The sequence below is a fragment of the Pseudomonas cichorii genome (assembly GCF_018343775.1).
Lineage (GTDB): Bacteria > Pseudomonadota > Gammaproteobacteria > Pseudomonadales > Pseudomonadaceae > Aquipseudomonas > Aquipseudomonas cichorii.
This window is the reverse complement of record NZ_CP074349.1, coordinates 475,637-495,721: the sequence shown is the minus strand read 5'-3', so window position 1 is coordinate 495,721 and position 20,085 is coordinate 475,637. Positions and strand designations below refer to the sequence as shown.

General features: G+C 58.8%; 18 protein-coding genes and 1 pseudogene. 6 read left to right on the top strand and 13 right to left on the bottom strand.

The window, feature by feature from the left end; all coding sequences use genetic code 11:
* Window positions 1-12: 12 nt before the first annotated feature.
* The 9 genes from fdhA to KGD89_RS02210 form a co-directional block, all read right to left on the bottom strand.
* Window positions 13-1,212 carry a formaldehyde dehydrogenase, glutathione-independent gene (gene fdhA / locus KGD89_RS02250; protein WP_025258206.1) on the bottom strand — a complete coding sequence of 400 codons (1,200 nt, stop codon included), beginning with the start codon at window positions 1,210-1,212 and terminating at the stop codon, window positions 13-15.
* 123 nt (window positions 1,213-1,335) lie between these two features.
* Window positions 1,336-2,193, bottom strand: a complete 858-nt coding sequence (gene purU / locus KGD89_RS02245; RefSeq protein ID WP_025258205.1) for a formyltetrahydrofolate deformylase — start codon at window positions 2,191-2,193, stop codon at window positions 1,336-1,338.
* 77 nt (window positions 2,194-2,270) lie between these two features.
* Window positions 2,271-2,903, bottom strand: a complete 633-nt coding sequence (locus KGD89_RS02240; protein WP_025258204.1) for a sarcosine oxidase subunit gamma — start codon at window positions 2,901-2,903, stop codon at window positions 2,271-2,273.
* A gap of 79 nt (window positions 2,904-2,982) precedes the next feature.
* Window positions 2,983-6,003, bottom strand: a complete 3,021-nt coding sequence (locus KGD89_RS02235) for a sarcosine oxidase subunit alpha (protein ID WP_025258203.1) — start codon at window positions 6,001-6,003, stop codon at window positions 2,983-2,985.
* On the bottom strand, window positions 6,000-6,296 hold the full coding sequence (locus tag KGD89_RS02230; protein WP_025258202.1) for a sarcosine oxidase subunit delta: 297 nt from the start codon (window positions 6,294-6,296) through the stop codon (window positions 6,000-6,002). The genes KGD89_RS02235 and KGD89_RS02230 overlap by 4 nt, the downstream gene beginning before the upstream one ends.
* A 158-nt stretch (window positions 6,297-6,454) precedes the next feature.
* Window positions 6,455-7,705, bottom strand: coding sequence for a sarcosine oxidase subunit beta family protein (locus KGD89_RS02225; protein ID WP_025258201.1), 1,251 nt, complete (start codon window positions 7,703-7,705; stop codon window positions 6,455-6,457).
* A 17-nt stretch (window positions 7,706-7,722) separates the two neighbouring features.
* Window positions 7,723-8,976: a serine hydroxymethyltransferase gene (glyA, locus tag KGD89_RS02220; RefSeq protein ID WP_025258200.1), complete on the bottom strand. Its 1,254-nt coding sequence runs from the start codon at window positions 8,974-8,976 to the stop codon at window positions 7,723-7,725.
* 220 nt (window positions 8,977-9,196) lie between these two features.
* A complete protein-coding gene (alaC, locus tag KGD89_RS02215; protein WP_025258199.1) occupies window positions 9,197-10,399 on the bottom strand; it encodes an alanine transaminase in 1,203 nt (400 codons plus the stop codon).
* Window positions 10,400-10,604: 205 nt separating this feature from the next.
* A complete protein-coding gene (locus KGD89_RS02210; RefSeq protein WP_025258198.1) occupies window positions 10,605-11,348 on the bottom strand; it encodes a TraX family protein in 744 nt (247 codons plus the stop codon).
* 103 nt (window positions 11,349-11,451) lie between these two features.
* Between KGD89_RS02210 and KGD89_RS02205 the strand changes: the two genes are divergently transcribed.
* Entirely contained in the window at window positions 11,452-12,492 is a 1,041-nt protein-coding gene (locus tag KGD89_RS02205; RefSeq protein ID WP_025258197.1) for a threonine aldolase family protein, read from the top strand.
* A gap of 55 nt (window positions 12,493-12,547) precedes the next feature.
* Here the strand turns inward: KGD89_RS02205 and KGD89_RS02200 are convergent, their stop codons facing one another.
* The 3 genes from KGD89_RS02200 to KGD89_RS02190 form a co-directional block, all read right to left on the bottom strand.
* Window positions 12,548-12,850: a cell division protein ZapA gene (locus tag KGD89_RS02200; RefSeq protein WP_025258196.1), complete on the bottom strand. Its 303-nt coding sequence runs from the start codon at window positions 12,848-12,850 to the stop codon at window positions 12,548-12,550.
* On the bottom strand, window positions 12,847-13,080 hold the full coding sequence (locus KGD89_RS02195) for a hypothetical protein (protein WP_025258195.1): 234 nt from the start codon (window positions 13,078-13,080) through the stop codon (window positions 12,847-12,849). Before KGD89_RS02195 ends, KGD89_RS02200 begins: the two co-directional genes overlap by 4 nt.
* A 178-nt stretch (window positions 13,081-13,258) precedes the next feature.
* The gene (locus KGD89_RS02190; protein WP_155951527.1) at window positions 13,259-13,432 is read right to left on the bottom strand and encodes a hypothetical protein; all 174 of its coding nucleotides are present in this window, start codon (window positions 13,430-13,432) and stop codon (window positions 13,259-13,261) included.
* A gap of 28 nt (window positions 13,433-13,460) precedes the next feature.
* Between KGD89_RS02190 and KGD89_RS26290 the strand changes: the two are divergent.
* Together KGD89_RS26290 and KGD89_RS26285 are read left to right on the top strand one after the other, a co-directional pair.
* Window positions 13,461-14,183, top strand: a pseudogene (locus KGD89_RS26290) (MCP four helix bundle domain-containing protein); the annotation flags it as partial.
* Between the two features lie 30 nt (window positions 14,184-14,213).
* Complete coding sequence (locus tag KGD89_RS26285) at window positions 14,214-15,086, top strand: methyl-accepting chemotaxis protein (protein WP_404940688.1); 873 nt, start codon at window positions 14,214-14,216, stop codon at window positions 15,084-15,086.
* 57 nt (window positions 15,087-15,143) lie between these two features.
* Here KGD89_RS26285 and gbdR read toward each other — a convergent pair whose 3' ends face one another.
* Window positions 15,144-16,247: a choline metabolism transcriptional regulator GbdR gene (gbdR, locus tag KGD89_RS02180; protein WP_025258193.1), complete on the bottom strand. Its 1,104-nt coding sequence runs from the start codon at window positions 16,245-16,247 to the stop codon at window positions 15,144-15,146.
* Between the two features lie 706 nt (window positions 16,248-16,953).
* Here gbdR and KGD89_RS02175 point away from each other — a divergent pair.
* From KGD89_RS02175 to choV, 3 genes are all read left to right on the top strand, one after another.
* Window positions 16,954-17,901, top strand: coding sequence for a choline ABC transporter substrate-binding protein (locus tag KGD89_RS02175; protein WP_025258192.1), 948 nt, complete (start codon window positions 16,954-16,956; stop codon window positions 17,899-17,901).
* Between the two features lie 63 nt (window positions 17,902-17,964).
* Window positions 17,965-18,810, top strand: coding sequence for a choline ABC transporter permease subunit (choW, locus tag KGD89_RS02170; RefSeq protein WP_025258191.1), 846 nt, complete (start codon window positions 17,965-17,967; stop codon window positions 18,808-18,810).
* Window positions 18,807-19,985, top strand: a complete 1,179-nt coding sequence (gene choV / locus KGD89_RS02165; RefSeq protein ID WP_025258190.1) for a choline ABC transporter ATP-binding protein — start codon at window positions 18,807-18,809, stop codon at window positions 19,983-19,985. Before choW ends, choV begins: the two co-directional genes overlap by 4 nt.
* Window positions 19,986-20,085: the final 100 nt, after the last annotated feature.

The following is a 20,085-nucleotide window of genomic DNA, read 5'->3' as shown; positions in this document are numbered from 1 at the left end:
CTCCTATAGCTATCAGGCAGCGCTGAACAGCTTGTGCGGGTCGATCACGAATTTCTTCGGCACGCCCGCATCAAACTCGCCGTAGCCACGGGGCGCGTCATCCAGGCTGATGACTTCGACACCCACCACATCGGCGATCTTGATGCGGTCCCACATGATGGCCTGCATCAATTGACGGTTGTACTTCATGACCGGGGTCTGGCCGGTATGGAAGCTGTGGGATTTGGCCCAGCCCAGGCCAAAGCGGATACTCAGGCTGCCCATTTTCGCTGCGGCATCCACGGCACCCGGATCTTCGGTGACGTACAGGCCGGGGATACCGATCTTGCCGGCAACACGTACCACGCCCATCAACGAGTTGAGCACCGTGGCCGGCGCCTCGGACTGCGCACCTGTATGACCATGGCCACGCGCTTCAAAGCCCACGGCATCGATGGCGCAATCCACTTCAGGCTCACCCAGTAGCGCGGCGATCTGTTCGTGAAGTGGCGTATCCAGCGACAGGTCGGCGATCTCGAAACCCTGAGCCTTGGCGTGAACCAGACGCGTCGGGTTCACATCGCCGACGATCACCACCGCAGCACCCAGCAAGCGTGCCGAAGCAGCAGCCGCCAGACCGACAGGCCCGGCACCGGCGACATACACGGTGCTGCCCGGACCGACACCCGCAGTCACTGCGCCGTGATAACCGGTCGGCAGAATGTCGGAGAGGCAGGTCAGGTCGCGGATCTTCTCCATGGCCGCATCGCGGTCAGGCAGTTTCAGCAGGTTGAAATCGGCGTAAGGCACCAGCACGTATTCCGCTTGCCCGCCGACCCAGTCGCCCATATCAACATAACCATACGCTCCACCGGCACGTGCCGGGTTGACGGTCAGGCAGACGCCGGTGTGCTGCTCCTTGCAACTGCGGCAACGACCGCACGCCACGTTGAACGGCACCGAAACCAGGTCGCCGACCTTGAGGTTTTCGACATCGCGCCCGGCTTCGAGCACTTCGCCAGTAATTTCATGACCGAGCACCAGCCCGGTCTGGGCAGTGGTACGACCGCGAACCATGTGCTGGTCCGAGCCGCAGATGTTGGTGGAAACAACGCGCAGAATGACTCCGTGTTCGATGCGCTTGCCCCTTGGATCCTGCATTTTCGGGAAAGGAATTGTTTGCACCTCGACCTTGCCAGCGCCGAGATACACCACACCGCGATTACCAGACATGCTTTCACCTCTGTATTTTGTTGTTGGAAAAAAGAGGGGCGGTAGCTACAAGTGGCAAGCTTCAAGCGCCAAGAGGATCTCGCCAGCGTTCAACGTGCAGCTTGAAACTTGTCACTTGCAGCTCTACAGAACCACCGTTCTGTTGGCATTCAGAAAAACCCGCCGTTCAATGTGATACCCGACAGCGCGTGCCAGTGTCAGCCCTTCGATATCCCGGCCTTTGGCAATCAGGTCTTCGGGATAGTGGCTGTGGTCTACCACTTCGACGCCCTGGGCAATGATCGGTCCTTCGTCCAGGTCGTTGTTGATGTAATGCGCCGTCGCGCCCACCAGTTTCACGCCCTTGTTGTAGGCCTGATGGTAAGGCTTGGCTCCCTTGAAGCCCGGCAGCAGCGAGTGATGAATGTTGATCGCCTTGCCGTCGAGCTTGCGGCACAGGTCCGGTGACAGCACCTGCATGTAACGGGCGAGAATCACCAGTTCCGCACCTGAATCTTCGATGACCTGCCAGACCTTGGCTTCTTGAGAAGGCTTATCGTTCGGGTCAAGTGGGAAATGGTAGTACGGAATTCCGTGCCAGCCAGCCAGAGGCTCAAGATCGGGGTGATTGGAAACCACCGCCACCACATCCATGGACAACTGGTTGATGCGCTGACGATAGAGCAGATCGTTCAGGCAGTGGTCGGCCTTGGAAACCATGATCACGACTTTTGGCCGGTAGTTCGGTGCCGTCAGCTCGAAGATCATGCCAAAGGCTTCACCGCGCTCGGTCAAGCCAGAGCGAAAGGCCGCTTCGTCGAAGCCGTCGGGCTGACGGAATTCAACACGAATGAAAAAACGTCCCGAGAGCCGGTCATCGAACGAATGGTGTTCAGTGACATAGCAGCCCTGCTCGAACAGATAGCGGGTTACCGCATCCACCGTCCCCAGCACACTGGGGCAGTCGGCAGTCAAAATCCATGTATCAGGGGCGCGACTCATATAAAGGTGACTCCTGTTTACTGCCGCTGTTCGCGAATGAATTCGCTCCTACAGTGTCAGGGACACGGCGGAGTCTCCTACGCCTTGATGGTCAATCCGTATTCGGCACTGGCATCCTGCAGCCAAAGCCACCAGTAATCCGAGAAGCTGCGACGGATCAGCAGCTCCCAGGTTTCTTCGCCCGTGCGGCGAATCACCAGTTGCGACTTGGCGAACACGGTGCCAACGGCCTTGCCCACCGGGAAGTTGTCGGGGTGTACGTCATAGCTGGTGGACTTCATCAGCACTTCACGAACATTGGGGCCGGTCAGCTCCAGAATCGATTGGCCGCCGCTGACATTCACCACAGAGATATGCAGCCCCGACAGCGCTTCGCGCAGCCGTTGTTCGGTCGCAAACTCTTCGCCGGTGGGCACGATCAGCAGCCACTCATCCGGGCCGAGCCATTGCAGCGAGCTTTCGCCACTGCTGACCAATGTGAGCGCGGCAGGCAATTCCATGCCCAGAGCCTTGTGAACTCCGGCAGCGAACGCCGGATCACGAGCGTCGCCACGGAGGGTCAGATGGCCGAGCAGTTTCTTCTCGCGCAGCGTGACACCGGGGTTGGCGCGGCCTTTGCCGACCAGGCTGCCGAGATCGGCGTGGAACAGCGGCGATTCAGCCTTTACGCCCGCTTCGGGGCGCTGTTGGTATACGTTGACTGTGGTCATGGGACACCTGTCATGAATTCGGTTTTTTGCCGTAGGCGCGAATCGGGCGGCGCTCCGCTTATTCGCGCCTACAGTGTTATCACTCCACGTTCTGCTGATCGCCTTTCGGGTCGAAGAACACCGAAGAAACGATTTCGGCTTCGATCACGCTGCCATCGGCCAGCGGTGCAAAGACCCGCTCGCCCATGCGCTGCAAACCGCCCTTGACCACGCCCATCGCAAACGAATAACCCAGCGAGTTATGGGCATAGCTGGAGGTGACGTGGCCGACCATGGTCATCGGGATCGTCTGCTGAGTGTCGAAGACCAGTTGCGCGCCTTCCGGCAGCCATTGGGTCGGGTCGACCGGCTTGAGGCCCACCAGTTGCTTGCGTTGTTCACGCACGCAATCTTCGCGGTTCATGCCGCGCCAGCCGATCCAGGAGAACGGCTTGGTGCGACCCACGCACCAGCCCATGTTCAGATCGTCCGGGGTCATCGAGCCATCGGTGTCCTGACCGACGATGATGAACCCCTTCTCGGCCCGCAGCACGTGCATGGTCTCTGTGCCATAAGGCGTCAGGTTGTACTTCTTGCCTGCCTCGGCGATCTTTTCCAGAACACCCATGGCGTAGTCGGCCTGGATGTTGACCTCGTAGGACAGCTCGCCCGTAAAGGAAATACGGAACACACGTGCTGGCACGCCAGCCACCAGGCCTTCCTTCCAGGTCATGAACGGAAACGCTTCACGGCCCAGATCGATATCGGTCACTTCACTGAGCAGCTTGCGGCTGTTGGGGCCGGACAACGTCAGGGTCGCGTAATGATCGGTCACAGAGGTGAAATACACCTTCAGGTCCGGCCATTCGGTCTGCTGGTAGATTTCCAGCCATTGCAACACACGGGCCGCGCCGCCCGTGGTGGTAGTCATGATGAAATGATTGTCAGCGACGCAAGCGGTCACGCCGTCGTCGAAGACCATGCCGTCTTCCTTGCACATCAGGCCATAACGCGCTTTGCCCACATCCAGCTTGGTCCAGGCGTTGGTGTAGACGCGGTTCAGGAATTCACGGGCGTCCGGGCCTTGAATGTCGATCTTGCCCAGTGTCGAGGCGTCCAGCAGACCGACGCTTGCGCGCACGGCTTTGCATTCACGGGCGACAGCGGCATGCATGTCTTCACCGTTTTTCGGGAAGTACCATGGGCGCTTCCACTGGCCGACATCTTCAAACTCGGCACCGTTCTTGATGTGCCAGGCATGCAGTGCGGTAAAGCGTACCGGCTCGAAGATGTGTCCGCAGTGACGGCCTGCAATGGCGCCGAAGGTCACAGGCGTGTAGTTCGGGCGGAACATGGTGGTGCCCATCTCCGGGATGGAAACCTTCAGCGAACGGGCAGCAATGGCCAGACCGTTGACGTTGCCCAACTTGCCCTGATCAGTGCCGAAACCCAGCGCGGTGTAGCGCTTGACGTGCTCGACCGACTCGAAGCCTTCCCGGGTCGCCAGTTCGATGGCGGCGGCGGTGACGTCGTTCTGCAGGTCGACGAACTGCTTGGGTGCGCGGGCCGTGCCTTTTTCATGGGGCACATGGAACAGCGCCAGCGCCGGTTCTTCTGCGCGGCTCAGGGCTTTGGGCATGACGCCCTCCACCGCCTTGAAACCGGCCTCGCTGGCAGCACGAGCACCACCTTCAAAGCCGTCGGCCAGGGTATCGGCCAGGCTGTAGACGCCATTCACGCCGCCGACACAGACACGTTTCTGTGGTGCTTCGCCCGGTACGAAACCGAGAATGTCTTCACGCCAGACCGGCTTGCCGCCCAGGTGCGAAGCCAAGTGCACGATCGGGCTGTAACCGCCGGAGCTGGCAACCAGATCACACTCAAGCCATTCACCAGGGCTGGTAACGCTCAGTGTCTTGACGTCGATGGCCGCCACACGGGCAGCCGTCACGCGCTTGCTGCCACGGGTTTCGATCACAGCGCTGGAGGTAAGGATACGAATACCCTTGGCCCGCGCTTCTTCAACCAGCGGACCACGCGGGTTATGGCGTGCATCGGCAATCGCCACCACTTGCAGGCTGGCATCGATCCAGTCCAGAGCAACGCGATAGGCGTGATCGTTGTTGGTGGACAGCACCAGCTTGCGGCCCGGAGCCACGCCATAACGGCGAACATAAGTGGAGACGGCGCCAGCCAGCATGTTGCCCGGAACGTCGTTGTTGCCGTAGACCAGAGGGCGTTCGTGAGTACCGGTGGCCAATACGACACGCTTGGCGCGTACGCGATGCATGCGCTGACGCACCATGCCAATCGGGGCGCGATCGCCAAGATGATCGGTCAGGCGCTCATGAATGGTCAGGAAGTTGTGATCGTGATAGCCGTTGACCGTGGCACGAGGCAGCAGGGTCACGTTCTTCAGGCCCTTGAGCTCGTCGATAACAGTAGCGACCCATTCAGCGGCCGGTTTACCGTCAAGGCTCTCACGGCTGTCGAGCAGGCTGCCGCCGAACTCTTCCTGCTCATCGGCCAGAATCACCCGTGCGCCACTGCGCGCAGCGGCCAGGGCAGCGGCCAGACCGGCAGGCCCGGCGCCGACGATCAGCACGTCGCAGTGCTGGTTCATCGCATCATAACTGTCCGGATCGTTCTCGGTCGGCGAACGGCCAAGACCGGCGGCCTTGCGGATGTACTTCTCGTAAGTCATCCAGAACGATTGCGGGTACATGAAGGTTTTGTAGTAGAAACCCGGTGGCATCAGCTTGCCGCCGACCTTGCCGAGAATCCCCATCACGTCATTGTTAACACTCGGCCAGCCGTTGGTGCTGGTCGCCACCAGACCCGGATACAGCGCCTGCTGGGTAGCACGCACGTTGGGGATCTGGGTCGCTTCGGTAGAGCCGATCTGCAAGACCGCATTCGGCTCTTCGGAGCCCGCCGCGAAAATGCCGCGAGGACGGGAATACTTGAAGCTGCGGCCGATGATATCCACACCATTGGCCAGCAGCGCAGCGGCCAGGGTATCGCCCTCGAAACCCTGATAAGACTGACCGTTGAAGGTGAAATTCAGCACCTTGCTACGGTCGATACGGCCACCATGGGGCAGTCGGTTGGTCTGGCTCATGCCTTGTCTCCCTTGGCCGTGAACTGTGGCTTGGCGCCAATCGGATAGGTTTCCAGAATCTCGTAGGTCACGGTGTCGCGGGTGGCATTGAAGTACTGGCGGCAACCGGCAGCGTGAATCCACAGTTCGTGATGCAGACCACGGGGGTTGTCACGGAAGAACATGTAGTCGCCCCACTCTTCATCAGTGCAGGCGTTCGGATCCAGTGGACGCGGGATGTGCGCTTGACCAGAGCTGTGAAATTCCTCTTCGGAGCGCAGTTCGCCACAGTGAGGACAGAAGATATGCAACATAAAAAACTCTCCTTCTTAAAACCTCGTGAGAACGTAGCGAGCAAAGGTAAGACAAGGCAAAAACAGGCGAGAAAGCGGAGTTTAGAATTCTAAATGAGCATTTCTCGCCTGTTTTTAACGCCGTATTACCGAGCGCAGTAGTTCTCACGTGGTTTTTGTTAGTGGGCGACCGCGGCAGCGCCATGCTCATCAATGAGGGCGCCGTTGTGGAAACGATCGATGGAGAAAGGCTTGGCCAACGGGTGCATCTCACCCTTGGCCAGGCTCGCGGCAAATACGTTGCCCGAGCCAGGCGTTGCCTTGAATCCACCGGTGCCCCAACCGCAGTTGAAGAACATGTTCGGTACGGGGGTCTTGGAGATGATCGGGCAGGCGTCCGGCGTGGTATCGACGATGCCGCCCCACTGACGGTTCATGCGCACCCGCGACAGCACAGGGAACATCTCGACGATGGCCTGGATGGTGTGCTCGATCACCGGGTACGAACCGCGCTGGCCGTAGCCGACCCAGCCGTCGATACCGGCACCGATCACCAGATCGCCCTTGTCGGACTGGCTGATATAACCGTGAACGGCGTTGGACATGATCACGCTGTCGATGATGGGTTTGATCGGCTCGGACACCAGCGCCTGCAACGGATGGGATTCGATCGGCAGACGGAAGCCTGCCAGTTTCGCCATGTGCCCGGAGTTACCGGCCGTCACCACGCCGACACGCTTGGCGCCGATGAAACCCTTGTTGGTTTCGACGCCGATGCAAACACCGTTTTCCTTGCGGAAACCGATCACTTCGGTCTGCTGGATCAGGTCCACACCCAGGGCATCGGCGGCGCGGGCAAAACCCCAGGCCACGGCATCGTGACGGGCAACGCCGCCACGGCGCTGGACCGTTGCACCGATGATCGGGTAACGCGTGTTTTTCGAGCAGTCCAGGTACGGAATCTCTTCGGCAACCTGTTTGCCATTAAGCAGTTCGCCATCCACACCGTTCAGGCGGTTGGCGCTGACCCGACGCTCCGAGTCGCGCATGTCTTGCAGCGTGTGGCACAGGTTGTACACGCCACGCTGGGAAAACATGACGTTGTAGTTCAGGTCCTGGGACAGGCCTTCCCACAGTTTCATTGCATGCTCATAGAGATGAGCCGACTCGTCCCACAGGTAGTTGGAACGCACGATGGTGGTGTTGCGTGCCGTGTTACCGCCGCCCAGCCAGCCCTTCTCGACCACGGCCACGTTTTTCACGCCGTGCTCCTTGGCCAGATAATAGGCCGTTGCCAGACCGTGACCGCCACCGCCGACGATCACGACGTCGTAGACTTTCTTGGGCGTCGGCGTGCGCCACATGCGCTGCCAGTTTTCATGATGGCTGAGGGAGTGTTTGAAAAGGCCGAAGCCTGAGTAATGCTGCATGAAGGGCTACTCCTGACTCAGCGATAAACCGGGAAATCGGCGCACAGTGCTGCGACCTGACTGGCAACGTTGGCCTCGACATCGGCATCACCGAGGTTGTCGAGAATGTCGCAGATCCAGCCGGCCAGATCGGTACATTGGGTCACCTTGAAACCGCGACTGGTGACGGCCGGGGTGCCGATCCGCAGGCCCGAAGTCACGAACGGCGATTGCGGGTCGTTCGGTACCGAGTTCTTGTTGACGGTGATGTGCGCACGGCCCAGAGCGGCGTCCGCATCCTTGCCGGTCAGGCCCTGACGAATCAGGCTGACCAGGAACAGGTGGTTGTCGGTACCGCCGGACACCACGTCGTAACCGCGATCCACGAAGACCTGCGCCATGGCCTGGGCGTTGTCGATCACTTGTTGTTGATAAGCCTTGAAACCTGGCTCCAGCGCTTCCTTGAAGCACACGGCCTTGGCGGCGATGACGTGCATCAACGGGCCGCCCTGCCCACCGGGGAATACGGCGGAGTTGAGTTTTTTCTCAAGGTCTTCGTTGGCCTTGGCCAGGATCAGGCCACCACGCGGACCACGCAGGGTCTTGTGGGTGGTGGTGGTCACCACATCGGCATAAGGCAGCGGGTTCGGATACAAACCGGCAGCCACCAGCCCGGCCACGTGGGCCATGTCGACGAACAGGTAAGCGCCCACCTTGTCGGCAATTTCACGGAAGCGCGGAAAATCCAGGGTTTTCGAGTAGGCCGAGAAACCGGCAATGATCATCTTCGGCTTGGTTTCCAGGGCGATACGCTCGACTTCGTCGTAGTCGATCAGCCCGGTATTGGTGTCGATGCCGTATTGCACAGCGTTATAAAGGCGACCGGAGAAACTCACCTTGGCACCGTGGGTCAGGTGACCGCCATGGGCCAGGCTCATGCCCAGCACGGTATCGCCCGCTTGCAGCAGAGCCAGATAGACAGCGGCGTTGGCCTGGCTGCCGGAGTGGGGCTGGACGTTGGCGTAATCGGCACCAAACAGCAGCTTGGCCCGCTCGATTGCCAGTTGCTCGACTTTATCGACATGCTCGCAGCCACCGTAATAACGCTTGCCCGGATAGCCTTCGGCATATTTGTTGGTCAGTCCGCTGCCCTGAGCCTGCATCACACGCTTGCTGGTGTAGTTTTCGGAGGCGATCAGCTCGATATGGTCTTCCTGGCGCTGCTCCTCGGCATTGATCGCAGCCAACAGTGCATCGTCATATCCCTGGATCTGGTCTTGCTTGCTGAACATCGCGGTTCTCCCAGCGGCGGCGTTGCGCCTGGCTTGTCGGCAGGGCGTTGAGCTGCCCTTTGGATGCGATGGTAGGGCCGACGCAAACCAGCCAAATGCCTATGGACGCCACACAAAGGTGCGTTTACGACATGGCTTGGCGGGGAGAGACAAATCGATTGGCGGATGAATCCGCTCCTGCAAGATCCGAAGGAGCGGGTTCATCCGGGAAAACTTACATTCAGGCAGGCTTGTCAGCGCGGAACATAGTGCGAATGCCACGCACGGCCTGACGGATGCGGTCCTGGTTTTCAATCAGGGCGAAACGGACATGGTCGTCGCCGTACTCACCGAAACCGATACCCGGCGACACACAGACCTTGGCTTCGGCCAGCAGCTTCTTGGCGAACTCCAGCGAGCCGAGGTGCGCGTAAGCAGGCGGGATCTTGGCCCAGACATACATCGACGCCTTGGGATTTTCCACCATCCAGCCCAGTTCATGCAGGCCTTTGACCAACACATTACGGCGCTGACGATACTGCTCGGCGATATCCAGCACGCATTGCTGGTCGCCTTCGAGCGCAGCAATCGCGGCCACCTGCAAAGGCGTGAAGGTGCCGTAGTCGTGATAGCTCTTGATCCGCGCCAGAGCACTGACCAGTTCCGGGTTACCCACCATGAAACCGATGCGCCAGCCCGCCATGTTGTAGCTCTTGGACAGGGTGAAGAACTCCACCGCAATGTCTTTGGCACCGGGAACCTGCATGATCGACGGAGCCTTCCAGCCGTCATAGACGATGTCGGCATAGGCCAGATCGTGAATCACCAGCACATCGTATTGCTTGGCCAGTGCAACCACGCGCTCGAAGAAATCCAGCTCCACGCACTGGGCAGTGGGGTTGGACGGAAAGCCCAGGATCATCATCTTCGGCTTGGGGATCGAGCCACGAATAGCCTTTTCCAGTTCGGCAAAGAAGTCGACACCTGGCACCAGCGGTACCGAACGCACCTGGGCGCCGGCAATCACGGCACCGTAGATGTGAATCGGATAACTGGGGTTGGGCACCAGCACCGTGTCGCCCTGATCAAGGGTGGCGAGCATCAGGTGCGCCAGGCCTTCCTTGGAACCAATGGTGACAATGGCTTCACTTTCAGGGTCGATATCGACCTCGTAGCGCTTCTTGTACCAGTTGGAAATGGCACGACGCAGACGAGGAATACCCCGTGAAGTCGAATAGCCGTGGGTGTCTTCGCGCTGGGCAACGGTGACCAGCTTTTCGACGATATGCGGTGGCGTCGCCCCATCGGGGTTGCCCATGCTCAAGTCGATAATGTCTTCACCACGACGACGAGCCGCCATTTTCAGCTCGGCAGTGATGTTGAACACGTAAGGGGGGAGTCGATCTATGCGCGCAAAGCGGCGCGGCAAACCTTGGTCAGCCATGAGTATCTCGCAGACGTAAGCGCCCGGAACCGTCCGAGCGACGTTGGCCACATGAGGCGGCCTGCGGCGAAGATAAGTGCAGTAATGACGCTTTGTCTACAGATATCTGTGGGACCGAATTCATTCGGGAAGAGGCCGGTTCAGGCGCAACGCTCGTATCTAGCTCACTGACGCCTTCCCGAATGAATTCGGTCCCACTGGTTTTTCAGAGGGCCAATAACTCCCGCAGCCCCAGCAAGACCAGGAAATGCCCGGGATAGATCGCATAAGCCCAGCGCCGCATGGGAGCTACCGCAAACCCGGGTTTCCTGCGCAGCAGTGCAATGCCCATGACCGGCGCGATCAGGCAAGCGATGATCGAACCAATGGAGATCGGATCACCCCACGCTGCACCGGCGAACATGTCGGGCCAGGCATTGGCCGCGACACAGAGCACCGCCGGAAAAACCCCGTACCAGAGCGGTTTCTGCAAGACCAGCAGCAATACCAGCGGCAGCAGCACACCCGCAAAACCGAACATAAGGTGTTGCTGAAAGAGCGCGGCAAACAACAAGGCAACAATGGCCATGAGTCGTGTCGTGACATTGCGGTGTCGCCAGCCCTGGGCAACCAGAAGCCCGAGCAACAGGGTCGGCATGACATTCAGGGTCGTGGCATCGGCCATGAACAATCGATAGGGAATCTCAGACAAGACCGCAAACGCCAACACCCAGCCCAGATAACGCCACTGCACCCGGGGCGTCACCAACGCGGCGCTGCGACGTGCCAGGTTGACGGCAATCGCCAGGCAAAACCAGGGAAACGCCAGGCGCCCCGGTACGTAGAGAACATTGACCGCCCAGCCCACATAGCGCAGGTGATCGAGCACCATGCTCAGCATCGCCAGCCATTTGAGCAGATCCAGCGCCTTGTCGCGTCCCGGCAGAAAGGGCGGGTTTGAAAGATCCATGTCGCTCCCGAAAATAAAAGCATTTCAACCGTTAACAATGGCGTTACTCAACACGGCATTGTTCGCTAAAGTGCGCACCATAAACGACCACAAGGAATCGGCCATGACAGACCAAAGCCAACAGTTCGCCAGCGACAACTATTCCGGCATCTGCCCCGAAGCCTGGGCGGCCATGGAACAGGCGAACAAAGGGCATCAACGTGCCTATGGCGATGACCAGTGGACTGCCCGCGCCTCCGACGATTTCCGTCGACTGTTCGAGACCGATTGCGAAGTGTTCTTTGCCTTCAACGGCACAGCGGCCAACTCGTTGGCACTGTCGTCGCTGTGCCAGAGTTATCACAGTGTCATCTGTTCGGAAACTGCCCACGTCGAAACAGACGAATGCGGCGCACCGGAGTTCTTCTCCAACGGCTCGAAACTGCTCACAGCCCCAAGCGCTGGCGGCAAGCTGACGCCTGAATCGATCCGCGAAGTGGCGCTCAAGCGTCAGGACATCCACTATCCCAAACCACGGGTCGTAACCCTGACCCAGGCGACGGAAGTCGGCGGTGTCTACCTGCCGGAAGAACTGCGGGCGATCAGCGCAACCTGCAAGGAGCTGGGCCTGCATCTGCATATGGATGGCGCCCGTTTCTCCAATGCCTGCGCCTATCTGGACTGCTCACCCGCCGAGCTGACCTGGAAATCGGGGGTCGATGTGCTGTGCTTTGGCGGCACCAAGAACGGCATGGCGGTGGGTGAAGCCATCCTGTTCTTCAACCATGATCTGGCCGAAGACTTCGACTATCGCTGCAAACAGGCCGGGCAACTGGCTTCAAAAATGCGCTTCCTGTCCGCGCCATGGGTCGGGCTGCTGGAAAACGACGCCTGGCTCAAACATGCGCGCCATGCCAACCATTGCGCGCAATTGCTGGCCGAACTGGTCAAGGATATTCCAGGTGTGGAGCTGATGTTCCCGGTGCAGGCCAACGGCGTGTTCCTGCAACTCTCGGAACCGGCAATTGCCGCGTTGACCGCCAGGGGCTGGCGTTTCTACACCTTCATCGGCAAGGGCGGCGCACGCTTCATGTGCTCCTGGGATACCGAAGAAGCACGGGTGCGGGAACTGGCGGCAGATATTCGCCTGGTGATGCAGGGTTAGGATTATCGCCTTGTTCAACTGTGTGGGAGCGAATCGCTCCCACAACCGTTAGCACTCAACCCTGCGAAATGGTCTTGGAAATCACATCCACTGTCGCGCTCACCTGCTCCTGGTAACGCGCCAGCTCGACCTTGTGTTGCTGCTCAAGCTCAATCTGCTGCGAACACAGGTTCAGCGCCGCCAGCACCAGCAGGCGGTCGCCGATCAGGGTCGGGTATTTGCGCTTGGTATCGGTCAGGGATGCCTGGAGCATCGCCGCGGCCTGCAGGAGGGTCTTGTCTTCGCCTGCCGGCGCCTTGACCGAATACTCGCTACCCAGAATGGAGAGAACGGTTACCCCGTTTCTGTCGTAGTTCATGCGCTGACAGCACTGGCGCTGGTTGCGCGTTCGACCAGTGCCTGAATGCGCGCAGCGGTACTGCCTTGTTTCTCTTCCTGTTCCATCAGGCTCAATTGCAGGCTGTCGTTCTCATCCCTGGCTTTGGCAAGTTCGGCGCTCAGTTGCGCGTTTGTGTCCTGCAGTTGCTGGTTCTGTTGCACCAGATCACCGACAAGCTGTTCCAACTGGCTAAGGGAGGTTTCCAACATTCTGATTTCTCAAGCAAATTTCAACGGGCGCACACGATAAAGAAAAGTCTCCACGCATGCCAGAACAAAGCAAGGCTTCAGGGGCCATGTGACTGCATTTTAACCACCGGGTTCCTGCGGTTCGTCAGAACACCGCCGCTGCGACAAAAGCGCACAGCAAAAATCTCGGTGCCATCACTCATAAACGGCCCAACCCAGTGGTTTCAAGTACTTGCAGACAATTTTTCATTTTCTGGAAAAAACGCCAGAAACTCATCCACGTCAAAGTATGTGCCCTGCCCTCAAGACTTTCGTCGTAGAACCGATAGGCAGCCAACATCACGAAATTGCCTTTTCTTTCTATACGACGCATGGAACGCGCCTGACTTCTGGAAGCTTCCATGTCATTACGTAATATGAATATCGCGCCACGCGCGTTTCTCGGGTTTGCCGTGATCGGCGCACTCATGCTGATTCTCGGTTTTTTCGCGCTCTCGCAGATGAGCAAGATCCGCGTAGCGACCGAGACCCTGGCCGAGAACAGTGTTCCCAGCATCAAAAGTCTGGATCGGTTTGCAGAAGTGAGTATCCGCCTGCGGGTGCTCTCCTATCGACTGCTGGTCAATCGGGAACCGGATATCCAGCAGAAGACCATCGACTTGCTGGCCATGCGCAACAAGCAGATCAGCGAAGCCCAGGCCATTTACGAAAGACTGATCGGTGACCCGAAAGAGCAAGCACTCTACAACCAGTACGTGCAATTGCTCGGTCAATATCGCCAGCTCGAAGACCGTATGAAAGTCCTGACCCGGGCCAACAAGGTCGATGAGTTGCAAGACCTGCTCAATAACGAAATGCTCAGCAACTCCGACCAGATGAACGTCGTGCTCAGCAAACTGGTGGACATCAACACGGAACAGTTGAACAACACCAAAAAGCAGGCCGCCCAGGAATATGCTTCAGCCTTCAATCTGGTCATCGGCCTGCTGATCATCGCCACCCTGCTGACCATCCTGTTCGCCTGGCTGTTGACCAAGAGCATTACCAGCCCGATTTCAGTGGCATTGCATGCAGCCGAAACCATCGCCGAAGGCAACCTGACTCGCCCGATAGAAGTCGACGGCACCGACGAAGCAGGCCGTTTGCTGCTGGCCATGCAAACCATGCAAGGCAAGCTGCGTGACACCCTGCAACGCATTTCCGGCTCAGCTACCCAACTGGCTTCGGCAGCAGAAGAACTGAATGCGGTCACCGACGAAAGTGCTCGCGGACTGTCGCAACAGAACAACGAAATCGAACAGGCAGCCACTGCGGTCAACGAAATGACCAGCGCCGTCGAAGAGGTTGCCCGCAACGCAACCAGCACCTCCGAAGCCTCGAAGAGCGCAACCACGTCGGCTGGCGACGGTCGCGATCTGGTGGTGGAAACCGTCAATGCCATCGAGCGCATGAGCGGCGACGTGCAAGGCACAGCCGAACTCATCAGCAATCTGGCTGAGGAATCCCGCGATATCGGCAAGGTACTGGATGTGATTCGCGGCCTTGCCGACCAGACCAACCTGCTGGCCCTCAACGCCGCCATTGAAGCCGCCCGCGCCGGTGAAGCCGGACGTGGTTTCGCGGTGGTCGCCGATGAAGTCCGCGCCCTGGCCCATCGCACCCAGCAATCGACCAGCGAAATCGAACGCATGATCGGCAGCATTCAGGGTGGCACGGAACAGGCCGTGAACTCGATGCGCAACAGCACCGAACGTGCAGAATCCACCCTGAGCATCGCCAAAGGTGCCGGTCTGGCGCTGGAAACCATTCACGCGGCGGTGGAAGAAATCAACGAACGTAACCTGGTCATCGCCAGCGCCGCCGAAGAACAGGCTCAAGTCGCCCGGGAAGTTGACCGCAATCTGGTGAACATCCGCGACCTGTCAGCCCAATCCACCACAGGTGCCAACCAGACCACAGCCGCCAGCAATGAGCTGTCGCGTCTGGCAGTCGATCTGAACAGCATGGTTTCGCGGTTTAGCTTGTAATACCCGCGAATGAATTCGCTCCTACGCGGTGGGAGCGAATTCATTCGCGAAAAAGCCTTACAAGCGCACGCTCGCAAACGTCGACTCGTTACGCGCCTGACTCAATGCCGACATGGGGCCGGACAGCGGGGCCAGTACCAGGGCTTGGGGGATTGGCATCATGGCGACTTGCTGGGTCGTGTTTGAACCCACACGCTCATCGCGTGGCGGGATGCCGAAGTATTCGCGGTAGCACTTGGAGAAATGTGGCGTCGACACGAAGCCACAGACCGATGCCACTTCAATGATCGACATGGGCGTCTGCTTGAGCAGTTGCCGGGCGCGGATCAGGCGCAGCTTGAGGTAATAACGCGACGGCGAGCAGTGCAGGTACTTCTGGAACAACCGCTCCAGTTGCCTGCGTGAAACCGCCACGTAAACCGCCAGTTCATCCAGATCGATCGGCTCTTCAAGATTGGCCTCCATCAAGGCCACGATTTCCTGCAGCTTGGGCTGGTTGGTGCCCAGCATGTGCTTGAGCGGTACGCGCTGGTGATCCTGTTCGTTACGAATACGCTCGTAAACGAACATCTCGGAAATAGCAGCCGACAATTCACGGCCATGATCGCGGCTGATCAGGTGCAGCATCATGTCCAGCGGCGCGGTGCCACCAGAACTGGTGAAACGGTTGCGGTCCAGAGTGAACAAGCGAGTGCTCATCGAGACACGCGGGAAAGCTTCCTGCATCGCCGCCAGACATTCCCAGTGAACACTGCAATCGAAACCATCGAGCAGGCCCGCACAGGCCAATGCCCAACTGCCAGTACACACGGCGCCCAGGCGACGGGACTGGCGGGCCTGGCTCTGCAGCCAGCTAACGTGCTCACGGGTAACGGTGCGCTGAATCCCGACGCCGCCACAGACAATGATAGTGTCCAGTGCCGGTGCCTTTTGCATCGCGGCATCCGGAGTGATCTGCAGACCATCACTGGCCCAGACCTGGTTGCCGTCCACGCTCAGGGTGGTCCAGCGATAGAGTTCACGACCGGAAAGCTGATTGGCCATGCGCAGGGGTTCGACCGCCGATGCGAGTGAGATCAGGGTGAAGTTGTCCAGCAACAGAAAGCCGATGGACTGTGGCGCGCGGTTCTGGGGTTGTGCCCCTGCATTGAACGAAGTCATCACGTATCTCCTCACTCTTGGCGGTAGTTGGCCTCAGGCGAGGCTCTTCTTAGTAGCCTTGCTTCATGCATGGCCTTCCAACCCCATCGCAAATCCCATGCCGAAAACTGAATAGCCATTCAATAACCCCTGAAAGCGACGTCGTGATGTGTCTATTCAGGTGCGACCGGCGTATCCAATTGCGACGTGCGAGCCACGCACGACAAGGAAGCGTGAGCAGTTCGGTAGCACTTTCGGGAAACGGGAACGAACGATGTTGCCCAACGGTGTCACTCATCGCACAGGGCAATAGCACGGCGCCATAACCCATTCTTTTCGCGCTAAAAGGTGGCGGTTCCTGACAGGTATGATCGAAAAGCGAGCAAGCCATTCGCTGTCCAAAGGCAAGAAGGCGCCGTACAAGTGAACTTCAATACACGTTGTCGTCTCCATTATCTGGCCGTTTTTAGCTGGCCCAACCCGGTAAAAGTGCGCTTGCAGGTGGGAAAAAAGCTGTAAGCGACGTTGCTCACACTGGATGCGACCCCGCCTGTACTGGATACGACGCCCCCTGTAGGCGTTTGATTTTCACTGTTACATGATCGGCTTCGACTCGATCGCCGGGCGCAGTGAAAGAGCTTCGCAAGACACTTTGCCAACACAACAAGCCGCGTCAGCGCCCCGTTGCTGATGAGATGAATAGACAGAATTCACAGGAGTCCACCCCATGAAAGGTTCTAAATCCTTGCTGTTGGCCGCCACGCTCGGTTTGCCGCTGCTGGCCCAGGCCGCCGAGCCAGAAGCCTGTCACACAGTCAAATTCTCGGACGTCGGCTGGACTGACATTACCGTCACCACTGCGGTGACCAGCGTCGTACTCGAGTCTCTGGGCTACCAGACCAAGACCACCATGATTTCAGTTCCCGTGACCTACAAGTCCCTGGCTGATGGCAAGAACATGGACGTCTTCCTGGGCAACTGGATGCCCACCATGGAAAACGACATCAAGGCCTACCGCGAAGCGGGCACCGTGGAAACCGTTCGCGCCAACCTCGAAAACGCCAAGTACACGCTGGCCGTTCCACAGGCGCTTTACGACAAGGGCCTGAAGGACTTCTCCGATATAGCCAAATTCAAGAAAGAGCTCGACGGCAAGATCTACGGGATCGAACCGGGCAACGACGGCAATCGCCTGATCCAGAGCATGATCGACAAGAACGCCTTCGGCCTGAAGGACGCAGGCTTCAAGGTCGTCGAATCCAGTGAGGCCGGCATGCTGTCGCAGGTTGACCGTGCCACGCGTCGTTCTACGGACGTGGTCTTCCTGGGATGGGAACCCCATCCGATGAATACCCGCTTCAAGATGCAGTACCTGACCGGTGGCGACGAGTATTTCGGGCCCAACTTCGGCCAGGCCACTATCTTCACCAATACACGCAAGGGTTACGTGCAAGAGTGCAGCAACGTCGGCCAGTTGCTGAAGAATCTCTCGTTCACCCTGAACATGGAAAGTACCCTGATGGGCAATGTACTGGACGACAAGATGAAACCCGATGCCGCCGCCAAGGCGTGGATCAAGAACAACCCTCAAGTGCTCGACACCTGGCTCGCCGGAGTCACCACCGTAGACGGCAAGCCAGGCCTGGAGGCTGCAAAGGCCAAACTGACACAGTAAGACGATGGCAGGCGGCCTGCCCGCCTGCTGTCCCATTCTTCCCGCAAGCGGACAATCGATACCATGCTGACTGACCATAAAATCCCTCTGGGCGAGTACATCGCGGCCTTTGTCGACTGGTTGACGCAAAACGGCGCCAACTACTTCGATGCCATTGCCTCGACCCTGGAAATGATGATCCACGGCCTGACCTTCGGCCTGACCTGGTTCAACCCGTTGGTATTGATTGGCCTGATTGCGGCACTGGCGCATTACATCCAGCGCAAATGGGGCCTGACGGTATTCGTCATCCTGGCCTTCCTGCTGATCCTGAACCTGCATTACTGGCAGGAAACCATGGAAACACTGGCCCAGGTGCTGTTCGCCACACTGGTCTGCGTGGTCATCGGTGTGCCGCTGGGCATCATCGCTGCCCACAAACCCATGTTCTACACCGTCATCCGTCCGCTGCTGGACCTGATGCAGACCGTACCGACCTTCGTGTACCTGATTCCAACCCTGACCCTGTTCGGCCTGGGCGTGGTGCCTGGTCTGATTTCCACAGTGGTCTTCGCCATCGCCGCGCCGATCCGCCTGACGTATCTGGGCATTCGCGATGTGCCCCATGAACTGCTCGATGCGGGCAAGGCCTTTGGCTCGTCACGTCGCCAGTTGCTGACCCGTATTGAACTGCCATACGCCATGCCCAGCATCGCGGCAGGCATTACCCAGTGCATCATGCTGTCGCTGTCGATGGTGGTGATCGCAGCACTGGTGGGTGCCGACGGTCTGGGCAAACCCGTGGTCAATGCACTGAACACCGCTGATATCGCCCTGGGCTTCGAAGCCGGTCTGGCGATCGTATTGCTGGCAATCATGCTCGACCGTATCTGCAAACAACCCGAAGCCAAGGTAGGGTCCGACGCATGAGTATCATCAAATTCGACCAGGTAGACGTCATCTTCGCCAAGGATCCGCGTGAGGCTCTCAAGCTGCTGGACCAAGGCCTCACGCGTGACCAGATCCTGAAAAAAATCGGCCAGATCGTCGGCGTGGAAAAAGCCACCCTGGAAATCGAGAAAGGCGAAATCTGTGTCCTGATGGGCCTGTCAGGCTCGGGCAAGTCCAGTCTGTTGCGCTGCATCAACGGTCTCAATACCGTCAGCCGTGGTTCGTTGTATGTCGAGCATGAAGGCTCGCAGATCAACATCGCCAACTGCACGGCGGCAGAACTGAAAATGATGCGCACCCAGCGCATCGCGATGGTGTTCCAGAAGTTCGCCCTGATGCCCTGGCTGACCGTACGCGAGAACATCAGCTTCGGCCTGGAAATGCAGGGGCGACCGGAAAAGGAACGACGCAAGCTGGTCGACGAAAAACTGGAACTGGTCGGCCTGACTCAATGGCGCAACAAGAAGCCCGATGAACTGTCCGGCGGCATGCAGCAGCGTGTCGGCCTGGCACGGGCACTGGCGATGGACGCCGACATTCTGCTGATGGACGAGCCTTTCTCTGCGCTCGACCCGCTGATCCGCCAGGGCCTGCAGGACGAACTGCTGGCCCTGCAAAGCAAACTGAGCAAGACCATCGTTTTCGTCAGCCACGACCTGGATGAAGCCCTCAAGCTGGGCAGCCGCATCGCCATCATGAAAGACGGCCGGATCATTCAGTACAGCGTGCCCGAAGAAATCGTCCTTAACCCCGCCGATGACTATGTACGAACCTTCGTTGCCCACACCAATCCGCTCAATGTGCTGTGCGGCCGCAGCCTGATGCGCACGGTCGACAATTGCACCCGGATCAACGGTTCCGTGTGCCTGGACCCAGGCGTGGATTCCTGGCTGGATCTGGCCGAAGGCAACGTGATCAAAAGCGCTCGCCAGGGGGCTGCGCAGCTCGATTTGCAGAACTGGACACCGGGCCAGGACGTCGCCAGCCTGGATCGCCGTCCGACACTGGTTCACTCCAATATCGGCATGCGCGATGCTTTGCAGATCCGCTACCAGACCGGCAATAAGCTGGTGCTGCAGGATGGCGACAAGGTGGTCGGTATTCTGGGCGACAGCGAGTTGTATCACGCACTGCTGGGCAAGAATCTGGGGTAAATATTTCTCTGTGAGAGAGGGCTTGGTCGCTTCAGACGGCCTCGTCGCGAGCAAGCTCCCTCCCACAAAATCGGCCCGGTTTTCTCGCGAATGAATTCGC

What these genes read in the sequence shown, in the direction of transcription:
- fdhA (WP_025258206.1), bottom strand. Translation starts at nt 1,212, where the DNA reads ATGTCTGGTAATCGCGGTGTGGTGTATCTCGGCGCTGGCAAGGTCGAG.
- purU (WP_025258205.1), bottom strand. Translation starts at nt 2,193, where the DNA reads ATGAGTCGCGCCCCTGATACATGGATTTTGACTGCCGACTGCCCCAGT.
- KGD89_RS02240 (WP_025258204.1), bottom strand. Translation starts at nt 2,903, where the DNA reads ATGACCACAGTCAACGTATACCAACAGCGCCCCGAAGCGGGCGTAAAG.
- KGD89_RS02235 (WP_025258203.1), bottom strand. Translation starts at nt 6,003, where the DNA reads ATGAGCCAGACCAACCGACTGCCCCATGGTGGCCGTATCGACCGTAGC.
- KGD89_RS02230 (WP_025258202.1), bottom strand. Translation starts at nt 6,296, where the DNA reads ATGTTGCATATCTTCTGTCCTCACTGTGGCGAACTGCGCTCCGAAGAG.
- KGD89_RS02225 (WP_025258201.1), bottom strand. Translation starts at nt 7,705, where the DNA reads ATGCAGCATTACTCAGGCTTCGGCCTTTTCAAACACTCCCTCAGCCAT.
- glyA (WP_025258200.1), bottom strand. Translation starts at nt 8,976, where the DNA reads ATGTTCAGCAAGCAAGACCAGATCCAGGGATATGACGATGCACTGTTG.
- alaC (WP_025258199.1), bottom strand. Translation starts at nt 10,399, where the DNA reads ATGGCTGACCAAGGTTTGCCGCGCCGCTTTGCGCGCATAGATCGACTC.
- KGD89_RS02210 (WP_025258198.1), bottom strand. Translation starts at nt 11,348, where the DNA reads ATGGATCTTTCAAACCCGCCCTTTCTGCCGGGACGCGACAAGGCGCTG.
- KGD89_RS02205 (WP_025258197.1), top strand. Translation starts at nt 11,452, where the DNA reads ATGACAGACCAAAGCCAACAGTTCGCCAGCGACAACTATTCCGGCATC.
- KGD89_RS02200 (WP_025258196.1), bottom strand. Translation starts at nt 12,850, where the DNA reads ATGAACTACGACAGAAACGGGGTAACCGTTCTCTCCATTCTGGGTAGC.
- KGD89_RS02195 (WP_025258195.1), bottom strand. Translation starts at nt 13,080, where the DNA reads ATGTTGGAAACCTCCCTTAGCCAGTTGGAACAGCTTGTCGGTGATCTG.
- KGD89_RS02190 (WP_155951527.1), bottom strand. Translation starts at nt 13,432, where the DNA reads ATGCGTCGTATAGAAAGAAAAGGCAATTTCGTGATGTTGGCTGCCTAT.
- KGD89_RS26285 (WP_404940688.1), top strand. Translation starts at nt 14,214, where the DNA reads ATGCAAACCATGCAAGGCAAGCTGCGTGACACCCTGCAACGCATTTCC.
- gbdR (WP_025258193.1), bottom strand. Translation starts at nt 16,247, where the DNA reads ATGACTTCGTTCAATGCAGGGGCACAACCCCAGAACCGCGCGCCACAG.
- KGD89_RS02175 (WP_025258192.1), top strand. Translation starts at nt 16,954, where the DNA reads ATGAAAGGTTCTAAATCCTTGCTGTTGGCCGCCACGCTCGGTTTGCCG.
- choW (WP_025258191.1), top strand. Translation starts at nt 17,965, where the DNA reads ATGCTGACTGACCATAAAATCCCTCTGGGCGAGTACATCGCGGCCTTT.
- choV (WP_025258190.1), top strand. Translation starts at nt 18,807, where the DNA reads ATGAGTATCATCAAATTCGACCAGGTAGACGTCATCTTCGCCAAGGAT.